The sequence below is a fragment of the Ruegeria sp. CL5 genome (assembly GCF_056536485.1).
Window position 1 is genome coordinate 116,350 of the sequence record NZ_JBQFPS010000004.1, and the last position, 13,086, is coordinate 129,435.

Consider the following 13,086-nt stretch of genomic DNA (forward strand, 5'->3'; position numbering starts at 1 on the left):
GAAGCCCGATGTTATTACGTGGTTCGCATATGTGAACCTGACGCTATTCGAATACATTGATGGGTGATGTTTTTAAGAAACATATCGAACAGAGCGCAGAATTACTTAGTACGCCGCACATACGGCGGCGCTCAATTACACAACCCCGCTTCTCAACCAGTTAGAGTAGAGAACTAGTAGGACAGTCCTCACAACTCCGGTTGCTCAAAAACATAAAGCCGCGATTTCTTGGCATCGTCCGTCAGGATATAGAGAAGCCCTCTGGTCTCATCGAGAGCGATCCCTTCGGGATGTTTAACCTCTTTTTGTTTTCCATCTTCTGTGAACGTCAAACTGATAGACTTTACTGATTTGGATTTTGGATTGTAGACGAAGATCTGACGGCTTTTGTCACTCACAATCCAAAGAGAACGCGAGGACCGGGACCATGCCAGGCCACTCAAATCCAGTTCATCATCATCTACACGCTCGGAGATAAAACCTGCATTGCGGGCTAGAGGAATGATCTCAATAATTTCGTCTAGCTCTGGCGATAACACCATTAACAACCTTGGTTGTCCCTCAATGCCAACGAAGACCCGCCCAGATTCCGGGTCAACGGCGATGCCTTCGGGGCCCTTGTTCAAAGGGTTGTCGATGAGTAATGCAGCGGCGGTCGGGTAACCTTTAAGAGATGCGAGAGGTATTGTAGTCAGTTGAATGGGGTCAGTTGGGTGAACGACTAGGATTGATCGGTCAGTTTCTTGAAGCACCAAAACAGACCCATCTTTTCGAGGTGCAACACCCTCCAAATCTGATCCTGCCAATGCTGGCAACTTGAAAGAGTTTCCTAATACCCCGTCGACACCGAGTAGGTGCAGTTTAGGTTCGGCATCACTTACAGACCACAAGAAGCCTCCAGCGTTAGACATTGCTAAACCGGAAGGCTCTGAAAATCCCTCTGATTTGTCTGCCACCTTGAATTTATCGACCAGAACCAATTCAGCACTTTCGGCGCAGGCAAAATCGGTCCAAGGCAAGAAGGCTGCCGCAACCAAGCTGGCCGCAACAGCGAGTCGTCTAAGTTTGCAGAAACACCGTGAAATTTCAGCTTTTGACGAAAACAATCTGTTTTCTGTCATTGGATTCTCTCGCGCTTGGACCACATTCCTGTATCAGCGTTCGTATCACAGTCCGGATACGATGTCCGAAGAATGCACTGTAATCTCTTTACCTGATCCCGCCTGTTGCGATTGAATTGAATAGGGCACGATGTGCCTTTGGTGAAGCGTAAGCCTTTGGCGTGAGCAGGAAGGAAGACAAGTTGAATACGACCCTCACATTTGTGACCGTGTTGTTGATGCTGCTGTTGCCAGGTGCTGCGGTGTCACAAGTCGACCCTGCGACGATGCTGGCCGGGGCTTCGGGGTCGGAAATCGTTATCGAACGCCGGTGGACGCAGTTTCGTGGCAAACAGGAACTGTATTTCTTCACTCTCGATGTGATCGTCACGATCCTTCTGGCTGGTTTGATCGTCTATCATCCGGTGAGACGTAAAGCCCGTAGAAGCGTCCGCGACATAGTTATGCCAAGGCTTTTCTTTCTATATGCGCTTATCGGCATGGCGGTTGGTTTTCTGGTAGTTCAGCACGGTTCAATGATCGGTTTCGTTATCTTTGGCATCGGCGCGTTGCTCAGGTTCCGCTCCAATCTCGATGATCCGGTGGACACTGTCGAAATGATAATCGTGACTGTTCTTGGTCTTGCGGTCGGTCTGGGCTTGCCGTTGATGGCCACTTTGGTGGCGATTGTGTGTTGGTGCTTCATTTGGCTGGGAGGGCGAAACAAGGGCGTGGAAGTTTCGCTCAAAGCTTCAGACGAAGAGCACTCGTTGAATGTCAGCGGCGCCATTGAAGCTATGGCGGCAGACGCTGGCTGGAAGCTGGTCAGAAAACACCACGTTCCTGGAAAATCTCGCGTTTCATTGCTTTTCATTACTTCGGGTGGACTTTCAGAAGCCCGGATAGAAGAGATGATAAACGATCTGGTTCCTGAAAAAGTTGAACTGAAACTCAACCTCTAGTCATTTCACAAGGTCTAAGCGTTTCAACACCGCATTCGGGGATCTGATCTCTTGCGGGAGCGACTTGAAGTTTACCGACCTTTCGAAATCAGGTCCTCGGTATACTGCTATCCCAAACTCTCCGTCTGGCTGGAATGTAACATGAGTGAAGCTGTGAGGCGATCTGGCGTTATCGCCAATTAGCCGTCGTGGGCCACCTCCCAAACAAGCTTGAGAGACGTAAGCTACACCGTCTTTCCAACCGGGATAGAAGGCATGATGGTGGCCTGACAGATGCAGAACGACACCGCTTTCCAAATAGATTTTTTCAAGTGTTGGGTCACCGATGATTTCGCGTTCGCGCTGGATCGCGAAGGGCCAAAGTGGGAGGTGACTGAAAGTGACAACCGGATTTCCATTTGCACCCAGTTCCACAAGTCGGTCCTGTTGATCACCGGATAGCGGCCCTAAGGTCGTAGCATCCAAAGATGCAAACGTTACGCCCTGCATCTCAAACGCGTAGAAGAACGGGTAGTCATCCGAAACCAAGAAGTCGACGTCTGGTTTTCTTGGTGCCCATTCCTCTGCGTATATTTTTCTTTCACGCTCGAAACCACGGTAGGCGGAGGCATCGTGGTTTCCAGGCGTGACCGCAAATGGAATGCCGGCAGCCTCTAAAGGATCTGATACGGCCTCGTGAAACGCCTTCCACATCTCCCTGACCTGTTTGTCGGACAAGTTGGGAATGCGCTGTCCCGCAACCATATCTCCGGTCGAAATAACCAAATCGGGATCAATCTCGATTATGCGCTCAATCGCTTTGTCGACGCGGGCATCGTATCTTACCGAACCATAGCTTCCATTCAGATCCGATATGACGATGACATCCAATGCCGCCGCTTTGCTGGCGAGCAGAGCGGTCCAAATGAACGCCGCAAAAAGGGTGGAAAGCTTACGGGGCATTACAGTCCACAGCCTCTACCTCGGTGTCGTTTCTCAAAAAGAATGCGACAGGATCCAAGTCGAACATCAAATCACCATTAGAACAATTGTCCCAGAGAATGGACGTTGCCAGCTCGGTGTTTTTCACAACTTGGGCAATCTGCCTATCTGACAACCCAAGGCTCCGCGACAACCAGCCGTAGACGAGACCTTGAGATTGAAGATCACTATTCAAAGCAACCAAGCGCCGATACGTGCTTGGAGAGAAGTGGCGAATTTTCTCCAGCATTTGGGTAGATTTCGCGAAGTTGGCATACTCGACACGCCCACCAGCATCGTTGTCGTTTAGATTGCTGCGACGGATCAATAACGCGTCGGCGGGAACGTCTCCATCGTTTGGCTCATGGTGCTTGGCTTTCTTATGCTTCAGCTTTCCGTCTTCGACCCAATACCAATAGGGTGTAAAGTCTATGTTTCCTACGCGGTCCTGCTGGCTAAAGATGAAATCGAGGAGAACAATCTCGGTAAGTTCTTGCATCCAAAATGCCATCTGTTGGTCGCTGACATCGGGGCCGAGATCCTTGTTGATCATCCGGTCTTTTCTGCCTTCTCTGACGCCCTCTGCAATGGCCTCTGACAAGGGTTTCGAAGAACGCAAAGCCAAGAAAGCGGGGGTTTCCTGAAAGTCACGGTTTTGGCCTTTCCCCCAACCAGACTTGCGAGTGCCGTTGATTTCCGAACCGTATCGATGCCCAGGACTATCAAGCAGTACGCCGTAAATCTGCGTTCGATCTGCGGTGAATAGATCATCGGTCGGTTGGTATGAGTTCGGATCGGCGTCCGCAGCTGCAAAGACCCGCCAGCCTTCATGGTTCATGCGCCCGCCATGAGAGCCACCAGAAATCGCAAGGCCAGGCTCTGCAACCTCGGAAAAATGCGCCTGGGCGTCCATGCTTCGCCAAACGGCGACTGGAACTTTTACAGTCGTGTCGAAATATCTGGAGAAATGATAGTAAAGCAGCGAAGAGGTGGAAAAGGTTCCACTGGTGCCCTTTTGGTTCATGGTGGATTTGAATTTAGCCACCCTGTCCTTGGCCAGATCTTTTGCTGCCTTCCCCTCTTTGCAGGCGTTTCTCTCGAATTCAGAACGGTTCCCCACGTAAGGTCCTTCCGAGATATCGTAGACGGCCATTCCTGGGCTGGTGCTCCAGGTTTTTGGGCAAATAGCAATTTCGGAGGCATAGAAATCGATCTCGCAATAGGCAGTTTCTTCCTCAAGATCGCTGTTCTTGTACACGCCCGTTGGAACTTTTTCGATCCGAATACAGCGTTCAGTAACGCCGTTGGGACTATCAAATGTCGTGGCTTCACCGAGAACATCGTCGTTCGCCCACAAGACAGTGGGTGCAATGAGAGCAAGTGACCCCAGAAGATTGAACTTCATTTGGATAGTCCTCCCGGTATCATTTAGGGCAAATCGCTGCCTGTTGTTCGGTGGAGATTTTCAACTTTGGGTCGACACTGAAGTTGGAGAATTTTGTGTCAATCCACTGGTCGCATCCGCCTGAACAAGGCGCCCCGTTTCGGGCATCATTCCAATATTCCTTGGCCCTTTCCTCCGTCCAACCGCAAAACTGAACGAGCGCCATTGCCGACAATGCACCCGAGGAATGAACGCCCCACATGCAGTGCACCAGGACAGGGCCTTTTCCAGGGTTTTCAATCACCTCGTGTATGGAAGCCATGACGGCACCGGGTCGGGAGGATCTGGCACTTTGATAGTCAAAGGATTCGTTTCCACAACTGGTGCGACCGTACTCAGTGTTTTTGCCAAAGTCGGCGTAAAACCCGGTGGAAAACCCTTCACTGCACAAAGTTTCGCGTTGTCCTTCACTCAGGCCCGTTCGGTCCTTGTCGCCGCCTTTGAAACCAGAGCGATACAATACTCCGCTTAAGACTGGGCGAAAAAAAGCGACACCATCAACTCCTCCGTCGCCACCCTTTGAAAGCATTTGACTGTTGCTTGGGCCACCGTTTCGACTGGTCACATCAGAATTCGCTGCGGTTGCAAGAACACCAATGAATATGAGGGACGTCAAAAACCGCATGCGTATTCCTTTCTGTTTTCAGCCAGCGATGCTCACGCTTTTCTTGCCGGGTGTCCCGCGGAGAGGCTCGTTCACGGTAACCATGTAAGGTGGGCGGTTGGCTTTTCGTCCTGAAGTTTCAAATTGGCCACACCAGATTGATGAGAAAGACGGCTACGAAGTAGGCCAGAACAACTTTCCAGTTCCATTGGTGTTTGTTTTCTTCGTTGATCACCCCGGCAGATTTCAATGCCAGGTTTGTGACTATCAAAGCTGCAACAGTCACCACAGCGTGTGCAAGATCGAAGTGCATTTCTCAGCCTCCTTCACTTTTATAAACTAATCCGGACAAAATTCAGCAGTCGGAGGAAGGAAGCATGGTGACATCTGAATACCGACCCTCAGATGTAGTAATGCGCGCGCAAGCGCCTGTATTCCGGTTGAACCAGTACGAGGTGAGACCTTCGCTGCGGATGAGCTCAAAGCCAAGATTCTGAATCCCCATTTCAGCCTGACCGGCGCGCGCACCTTCAAAAGACGAAAGGTTGCTTGAACTGCCGACGGTTGGCGACCCAGTATCCACTGATCCCCCGTTATCGTCACATGCCGCCAAAGCAAGGGCACAAACTGCGCCTCCAAGCAGCGATAGATTGGTTCTCATTTCTTCTCTCCTTTTCTGGTCTCCAGCAATCCAAAAATCCAGTGCAACTCACGCGTGGTCTTACTCGATTCCAAATATGACGTTGTAGTCAACTTGCGCATTTCCCCGGTTAATAACTTCAACGACATGGTCACCAGTTTGCCAAAGCTGTCCTCGATACTCCTTGTCCGCCGACATCAATCCTAACAGTTCAGAACCATCGGGGTTACGAATAACGTAGTCCAAAGAGCCATTTCGCGGAGCAACGCGGACGTAAAGGAACTGTTCGTTTTTGGCACCGAGAATATATTGCTGCGACGCTCCGGGCGCGAGTTCACCAACGAGTTCAGCGCCGGTAGAGCCAGCATCGAATTTGACACGTTGGCTACCGGTAGAACTGGAGGCGCCTGCCGCTGCTCCACCGCCATCATCCATCGCTTCGACAACCGACATCTCGCCGATGCTTCCATCCTTGTACGCGATGCAGCGCCAAAGTGTTCCACCTGCATCTCGCAGCATGACCAGCGTACCGGCTTCCGAGAACTGTGAACTTTCAATCGTACCTGATTGACCGTCTGGTCCTCCCACCTGCCGCAAATGGTCAATACACGCATCGTCGGCTTCTGACATTGCAAAAGCAGCAGTGCCCGCGATTGCGAACATGGGTGTGAAGAGTTTGATTAAAAAGGGTTTCATCAGATGGTTCTCCGTTGGCTTGTACTTACAGTCTTGTTCCGTACAAAGCGGAACGTCACTTCGCTTCTTGTAACTTTGACAGAAATTCATCGCATGCCTGTGCACTGCCGACGATCTCATCTGTCGTTTCAATTCCTTGCAGTGACGCCATCTCGGAATTAACGCGGTTGAGAATCTGGTCCGCTTGGTCAGCGGTGATCAGGTTCTCGGCCTGTGCTCCTTTCAATGTGGAGCAGACACCGGCGGACAAGCCTGTTGCAACGCCGACACCCATCGCGGCCCCACCACCCAAGGTCATCGCCCCAACCACGCCGAGGACGAGCCCGATCACAATTCCCAAGATCACTTTTCCCATGTGTTCCTCCCTTTTGGTGAGACAGAGCTCCGCCTTCATTTCTGGTGTAAACTGCGAGCCCATCTGCAAATGAAAACCAGCGCCAAAATGTTGAGCATCGGCGCAATCGCTGCAAACCACGGCTTGGCGGACTCCGAAATTAAGTCCGCTACAAGTATCCAAGGTAGTCCCAACGGTAGTAGGAACACTCCGGACAAAGGGTCTCGTTCCTGTCCCAACCAGCCAAATGTGCCCGTCAAGAATGCAACCAACGCCAACTGGTACAGGACCGCGAATACGATGATGGTGGTTCTACAAACCAAGTCGAGCCTCAGCAGATCAAGCCAGTGCTGCGCAGCCGTTTTCAGCTACGCAGCAGACAGGTCACAATGCGCCTTCGTCGCCCAGGAACTCGATACCAGCTGTCGCGCCATCACTGTAAGCAATGCAATTCCAAGGAGCACGATCCTCGCCAACGCCTACGGTGACCTGTGTTCCCGCCTCGCTAAACGCGGATGAGAGCACCACGACTTGCGAATTGTTTGTCGTATTGGCTACATCTCGCAAACACGCCTGCTGAGCCGGCGTGAGCTCGGCGGACGCGCTTGATGTACTCGTATCGTCGCAGGCCGCAAGCAGTGTGAAACAAGTTGCGCCCGCAATCATCACCATCTTGTTAGACATTTTCTTCTCCCTCTGGTTCCCTTGAAATTAGTGAAATTGGATGCGCTTGTTTGAAGCTCTCGCGCCTGTGCAGCCAATTGATCATACCTTGATCCTGTGACTACCTTTCCCAAAACTTGCCGTGGGGGGCTTGGTCGGCGGGACGATATTTTGTTGACTATCGGGGCCGCCAATAACGTGCGAAGGCTGAATGACGCCACTAGCAAATGCTAGAGCAAACTCTGGAGAGAGGGCGAGTTCGTTAAGTCTAAGCATCGCGTCCTCCCAGCGCTCAATCATTATAAAGTGCCTTCCGACCGCTAGCACTCACTCCAGCAGTCGGAAGGGCTCGGCACAGCGAGCAGCAACGACAACAACGGAGGTAAAATAAAGCTGTGTCGAATTCGCATGTTTGAATCTAATTTTTAATAAATCAATATTTTTTCCGCGCGTAAATTTCTCTACGCTCTCGTACGATAGGCCTCTGCGTTCAAACAAAAAAGTAAGTGGGAGCTGCGAGTGTGTTCCCCTGAGCGGCGAAGCGATTTGAGGCCGCACAGAAACAATGAAGGGATTGAAAGATGGGATTTGGTGAAGCCGTTAAGACGTGTTTCTCGAAATACTTCCAGTTCTCCGGTCGGGCTATACGCTCAGAATACTGGTGGTTCTTCTTGTTTGTGGTTCTCGTGAGTGCTGGTTTAGCTGTGCTGGATACGATCATATTCGGGACCAACCCAGAAACTGGGCAAGGATCTCGGGTCCTGTCCTCTGTTTTCCAGCTGGCTGTTCTCATACCTATGCTGGCCGCCGGTTGGCGAAGGCTGCATGATACAGGACGACCTGGCTGGTATTTGCTGCTGCCGATGGCGCTCAGCATTACAACGCTATTTGTTATGCTGGGTGGGGTGGCGTTCTTTTCGGTATTGGAGCAGGGGACCGAAAACCCCGATGCATTGCGAGGACCCGCGGCCGTCCTGGGCGTGACCGGTATTGTTGTTGTCTCAATTCTTCAATTGGTTCTGTCTATCCTGATGATCTGGTGGCTGACACGACCTTCCCAAGAAGGCGCAAACGAATACGGCGAACCTGTTTCCTGATCTGGCTGTCCGGGCAATTGGATGGAACTTCTGCTGAACGACAGTGCGAACCGTAACTCAATGGAGAGAAAAAAATGAGCTGCAAAACCATTTCCATTGGAATGCTACTGATGGCAGTGGCGACCACAGCATCAGCGGAGTGGTCTTTCAGCTCCGGGCCCAACCCCAATGCGTTTATTCAGACAGGAAACATGACGCTGGAACTTCAGTGTGACCGTATTCGCTTTGCTCCGGCTGGATTCGAGGACAGCCAGGACATTGCGGACAAGCAGGGGCTTTCCATTCGTTTCTTGAAGAACGGCACCACCGAAGTTGGGGCATTTCAGGTTGGCGCAGAAAACGCTGCTGTGCAGATCGTCGACAACTATCCCGTCGAGGTCAGTTTCAACAGTCAGCAGGATTATGATTTTGTACTGGACCAGCTTGAAGCAAATGCATCGGTCAATCTGTCCATGATTGATCAAGATGTCAGCTATGGAATCTTTGACTTAAAAGGTTCCGGCGCGGCAATTCGATCCCTTCGTTCTGCGTGCAACTCGGATGTTAGCCAAGAGGCCTCATACGAAGCACCCGAAGGCATCGTCTATTGTGGTGGCGGAGCGATAAAACGCGTAATCGAACCCGCAATTTTAGACAACCCGGACGGAGAGTGGGACGCGCGAGTAACGGTTAACGGCGAGCCGATCAGAGCCATGACGGCCTACAGTTACTTCGGAAACTCTGAGCCGCCCGCCGGATTTGTCGTCGCCCTCCTTGGGGAGGACAGGTCCGAGTTTCTGATTTTTAGCGAAGGCTCGGCAAACTGGCTGGAATACGGGGACTACAGGTATGATCAGTGCAATTGATGCCACCTTCCAAACGGCTTCCCAAGTAGTGCGTCAATTGAAAGGGTTGGTTTCCAGGATTGTGCTGGTCTCTGGCCTAGTATGGAACTCACCAGCTGTCGCGGCTGATGTTTCGCAACTTCCCATCGGTTTGCGGACAAAGGTTGATCTGGCGACACAGGCCTGCGCGTCGTTCAACGACGGTCAGTTTGACTTAGATTGGGGCGCGGTTGAAAGGGTCGATCTAGACGGAGATTTGCAACGCGACTGGGTTCTGAATGAGTCTGGTTTTGCGTGTTCGAGCGCCGCATCTCTTTACTGCGGAACTGGCGGATGCATGTCGCACTTTTGGGTTAGCGAAGAGGTGCACTCCTTGCTCAACCAAGGCTGGACGGTCGTTGATTTTGGGCGTCGACGCGTTGTCGTAGCGGATATTCATGGATCCAATTGCGACGGAATAAACCCAACGCCATGCGTCAGCGCCAGTGTTTGGGATGGCGAAGCCGACACTTGGCGCTCATCTGCTGGCGATTGGGAGTAAGCTGCATTTGGGCACCGCAGATAAGCCTGACGGCCTGTTTATTCGATGAGTTCTCTTTAGCATGCAATGAGGTCATTGGCCATGGATCTACCGAACCAATCTCTGGTTTGTGAGTGATCAACATCAACGCATTGGACAAGACGAATACGGCGGTCCTGTCGAGAATAGAGCACGGTTCCTGAAAGAGGTCATGGACGTGTTTGTCGATGTCTGGGGCGCCGACCGCGTTGGTGTCCGCCTCAGCCCATTCTCGGACACTAACAACATCTCCGACAGCGACCCACAGGCGACATTCACCCAACCTGTCCTTCGACCAAGAGTTTTAGTCGCAAGCTTCGAAGCCGAGAACGATCTTTCGCGGATATCGACCTCAGGCCGATATTCGTTGGCAGTGGATGCGTGTATACGTCATGAGCCGAAGCTGAACCGGATCGTATCGCCATGTCAAGACGGAGTGTGCTGCACTTCGAATTTCACCGCGTAGTTCCGGGAACCTTCTAACTAAACGTGTGCCGAAATGACGGAAGCAACTTATTTGGAGGGTTGGTCAGCATGCTGTAGGTCTCACATAGTGAGGCGATTCGACACTCGATGTTCAAGGTTAGAACGGTACAGCCACGCTTGTTCAGAATCTCCGGTGGTTCGCGCCTAGATATGCCTAGCCGATACCGCAAATGCAGAAAGCGTCCGAACGGACAAGTAAACACCTCAGTTTTGCAGAAGATCTGATCATTGTTATTGTGGATGCGGAGTAATGCCGGTGTTCGAGGGGTGCAAAATGGCGCGGAGACTTCCAGGCGAGGGTGACAAGAAATTTTTGGTTTATGCAGGTACAGGTACGGACCTGATTTTTAATCACGGTATCGAGCTTCCGGGTTTTGCGTCGTTTCCCTTGCTGGAGAAGCCTGACACCCGGGCTGTTCTGGCCGGACAAATGCAAGCGCTCGTGCAATTGGCCGGCGATATGGGTGTTGGGTGCATTCTCGACGCACCGACATGGATGGCCAATGCCGACCGTGCTGCACCTTTGGGCTACGAAGCTGAACGTCTTCGTGAGGTAAACAAGGATGGTGTCGCACTGATGGAGGAGGTGCGCAATGCTTCTGGCCGGGATGACGTTTTGGTTTCCGCCTGCGTTGGCCCAAGATACGATCCTTACGCTGACATCCCACCCATGACAGTTGAACAGGCGCGCAGTTACCACAGTGTGCAACTCGCTGTTCTGAAAGAAACCAGTGTTGATCTGGTGACCGCGTACACGTTCAACCGCCTAAGCGAGGCTGCTGGCTGTGTTCTGGCTGCAAGAGATATTGGTTTACCCATCATTTTGTCATTGGTCGTCGAAACCGATGGCTGTTTGGCTGACGGCACAAAACTTGTTGATGCCATAGACCAGATCGAAGCAGAAACAGACGGCGCAGCTCTGTTCCACATGGTCAACTGCGCACACCCGACGCACTTTGCCGACGCGCTCAACGCGCATCCAAGGCTCAAAGGTGTTGTTGCCAATGCATCAAGTTGCTCGCACGCAGAACTGGATGAGGCCGATACCTTGGATGAAGGAGATCCCGCGCAGCTCGGCCAAGAAATTGCGGATGTCCTGCGGGAAAACCCGTCTATCAGGGTGTTTGGCGGTTGCTGCGGTACGGATATGCGACACCTGAGGGAAATGGCTTTGGAGGTAGGCCGCAGATAGCGCTGCTATTTTACTTACGGCGGCGTATCACCGTAGGCGTGAAGCTTGATGATAGGCTTTAACGGGAAAATCAGTGATCAGAGAAGTAATTCCGATAAAATGCAGGCGAAGCGTCAAGACAGGTGCTTGATTTTGCTTTGATAGACCGTGGACCAAACGTGTTCTACAGTCTCGATCACGCAACTCAATTTGAGAAGCTCAACTGATACCTTCAGGATGGAGACTGACGATGTTTGCCTCGAGGATGAAAAGCTTTCGCACTCATATGCAAGAAGCCGGTATCGACGTTGCTCTCATAACCGATGATGACAACGTTTATTATCTGACAGGCTATTATGACTACCTCCATATGGAGTTCGGACGCCCAACCATTCTGGTTGTGCACAGGTCTGGCGAAAGCCTGCTGATCACGCCGACAATAGACCTGAATACGGCACTTTCAGCGGCACACGTTGATCGTATCGCGGCCTGGAATGACGGTATGGGTGAAGAGTGGCGGCTGGAGTTACCCAAAGCAGTCAAGACTGCAAAGCGCGTCGGGATTGAGCCTGATCATATACCGCCTGTTGTGCGGACATATCTGGATACGTTGGTCCCGGGGGAAAATCTGGTCAGCGCCACACCGATATTGGCTGAAATGCGAATGATAAAATCCGCCCAGGAACTTCAATTGGCCCGGCATGCCGGGCAAGTTGCAAGCGCTATGATGGACGCCGGACGCAACGCCATTGCAGACGGAGTGCCGGAGTTCGAAGTTGCGCTTGCCACGTCCCGGGCCGGAACACGAAAGGCCGCGGAGCTTTTAGTGGCGCATTACGATGACGCGGATATGTCGCCCAACACTCATTTTCTTCAAATAATGGCGTCGGGCGATACCATCACCAAAACCCATCATCGCGCCTCAACCCGGATTATGAAACGGGGCGAACCGGTGTTTTTGTGCTTTTGCGGTATGACCAATTTTCACCGCTTCAAACTTGGCTTTGACCGCACCTTTTGGATCGGTGAGATGGCGGATAAACAACAAGAGCATATCTATGAGGTTGCTGTAGCAAGTCAGGCCGCCGCTCTGGCTGAGCTGCGCCCAGGTGTGACCGCCGAAAGTGTCCATGCGGCCTATGCCGAGGTGATACAGGGGGCGGGGTTTGAATACCCGTTCCGGTGTGGCCGCGCGACTGGCTATAGCTTTTTGGAACAGCCACAGTTGGTCACCGGCGACACGACAGTATTGCAGCCAGGGATGGTTTTCGCTGTTGATGGTTCAGTATCAGTCGATACATTTCGTGCGCAGGTCGGCGACAGTTTCATAATCACCGAAGATGGCTGGGAAGCAATAACAGAACATCCAAAGTCCTTGGATGCAGTTATCCTTTGACTTTCCAACTAGCGCCGTCTTTTGAATGCACTTACACAGCGAATGGTCGATATGGCGAGACGGGCCTCAACATTTTGAAAATTTTACTCCACGATCTCGCGATTACGTTGCATCTTTAGACATCCGCAACGCGAATGGGTGTGCGAAGTT

General features: G+C 51.8%; 15 protein-coding genes. 7 read left to right on the forward strand and 8 right to left on the reverse strand.

Annotated elements, in window-relative coordinates; all coding sequences use genetic code 11:
- Positions 1-188: 188 nt before the first annotated feature.
- Complete coding sequence (locus ACR0IU_RS08490; RefSeq protein WP_170399833.1) at positions 189-1,121, reverse strand: SdiA-regulated domain-containing protein; 933 nt, start codon at positions 1,119-1,121, stop codon at positions 189-191.
- 182 nt (positions 1,122-1,303) lie between these two features.
- Between ACR0IU_RS08490 and ACR0IU_RS08495 the strand changes: the two genes are divergently transcribed.
- Positions 1,304-2,062, forward strand: coding sequence for a hypothetical protein (locus ACR0IU_RS08495; RefSeq protein WP_170399836.1), 759 nt, complete (start codon positions 1,304-1,306; stop codon positions 2,060-2,062).
- Here the strand turns inward: ACR0IU_RS08495 and ACR0IU_RS08500 are convergent, their stop codons facing one another.
- The 7 genes from ACR0IU_RS08500 to ACR0IU_RS08530 all read right to left on the reverse strand — a co-directional run bounded on the left by ACR0IU_RS08500 (position 2,063) and on the right by ACR0IU_RS08530 (position 7,424).
- The gene (locus ACR0IU_RS08500; protein WP_480715938.1) at positions 2,063-3,004 is read right to left on the reverse strand and encodes a metallophosphoesterase family protein; all 942 of its coding nucleotides are present in this window, start codon (positions 3,002-3,004) and stop codon (positions 2,063-2,065) included. It abuts the gene before it with no gap.
- Entirely contained in the window at positions 2,994-4,427 is a 1,434-nt protein-coding gene (locus ACR0IU_RS08505) for a hypothetical protein (protein WP_425082520.1), read from the reverse strand. Before ACR0IU_RS08505 ends, ACR0IU_RS08500 begins: the two co-directional genes overlap by 11 nt.
- Before the next feature lie 782 nt (positions 4,428-5,209).
- Positions 5,210-5,383: a hypothetical protein gene (locus tag ACR0IU_RS08510; RefSeq protein WP_480715939.1), complete on the reverse strand. Its 174-nt coding sequence runs from the start codon at positions 5,381-5,383 to the stop codon at positions 5,210-5,212.
- A 42-nt stretch (positions 5,384-5,425) separates the two neighbouring features.
- On the reverse strand, positions 5,426-5,731 hold the full coding sequence (locus ACR0IU_RS08515) for a hypothetical protein (RefSeq protein ID WP_480715940.1): 306 nt from the start codon (positions 5,729-5,731) through the stop codon (positions 5,426-5,428).
- A 60-nt stretch (positions 5,732-5,791) separates the two neighbouring features.
- Positions 5,792-6,406, reverse strand: a complete 615-nt coding sequence (locus tag ACR0IU_RS08520) for a hypothetical protein (protein ID WP_480715941.1) — start codon at positions 6,404-6,406, stop codon at positions 5,792-5,794.
- 55 nt (positions 6,407-6,461) lie between these two features.
- Entirely contained in the window at positions 6,462-6,761 is a 300-nt protein-coding gene (locus tag ACR0IU_RS08525) for a hypothetical protein (RefSeq protein ID WP_480458142.1), read from the reverse strand.
- Positions 6,762-7,124: 363 nt separating this feature from the next.
- Positions 7,125-7,424, reverse strand: a complete 300-nt coding sequence (locus ACR0IU_RS08530; RefSeq protein WP_117870867.1) for a hypothetical protein — start codon at positions 7,422-7,424, stop codon at positions 7,125-7,127.
- Between the two features lie 560 nt (positions 7,425-7,984).
- Between ACR0IU_RS08530 and ACR0IU_RS08535 the strand changes: the two genes are divergently transcribed.
- The 6 genes from ACR0IU_RS08535 to ACR0IU_RS08560 all read left to right on the forward strand — a co-directional run bounded on the left by ACR0IU_RS08535 (position 7,985) and on the right by ACR0IU_RS08560 (position 12,936).
- Complete coding sequence (locus ACR0IU_RS08535; protein ID WP_170734114.1) at positions 7,985-8,500, forward strand: DUF805 domain-containing protein; 516 nt, start codon at positions 7,985-7,987, stop codon at positions 8,498-8,500.
- Between the two features lie 74 nt (positions 8,501-8,574).
- Positions 8,575-9,345 (forward strand): hypothetical protein, encoded by a 771-nt coding sequence (locus ACR0IU_RS08540; protein WP_480715942.1) that lies wholly within the window; start codon positions 8,575-8,577, stop codon positions 9,343-9,345.
- The gene (locus ACR0IU_RS08545; protein ID WP_480715943.1) at positions 9,329-9,865 is read left to right on the forward strand and encodes a hypothetical protein; all 537 of its coding nucleotides are present in this window, start codon (positions 9,329-9,331) and stop codon (positions 9,863-9,865) included. The genes ACR0IU_RS08540 and ACR0IU_RS08545 overlap by 17 nt, the downstream gene beginning before the upstream one ends.
- Before the next feature lie 109 nt (positions 9,866-9,974).
- Entirely contained in the window at positions 9,975-10,349 is a 375-nt protein-coding gene (locus ACR0IU_RS08550; RefSeq protein ID WP_480715944.1) for an oxidoreductase, read from the forward strand.
- 294 nt (positions 10,350-10,643) lie between these two features.
- Positions 10,644-11,561: a homocysteine S-methyltransferase family protein gene (locus ACR0IU_RS08555; protein WP_480715945.1), complete on the forward strand. Its 918-nt coding sequence runs from the start codon at positions 10,644-10,646 to the stop codon at positions 11,559-11,561.
- Positions 11,562-11,790: 229 nt separating this feature from the next.
- Entirely contained in the window at positions 11,791-12,936 is a 1,146-nt protein-coding gene (locus ACR0IU_RS08560; protein WP_480715946.1) for a M24 family metallopeptidase, read from the forward strand.
- The last annotated feature ends 150 nt before the right edge of the window (positions 12,937-13,086 follow it).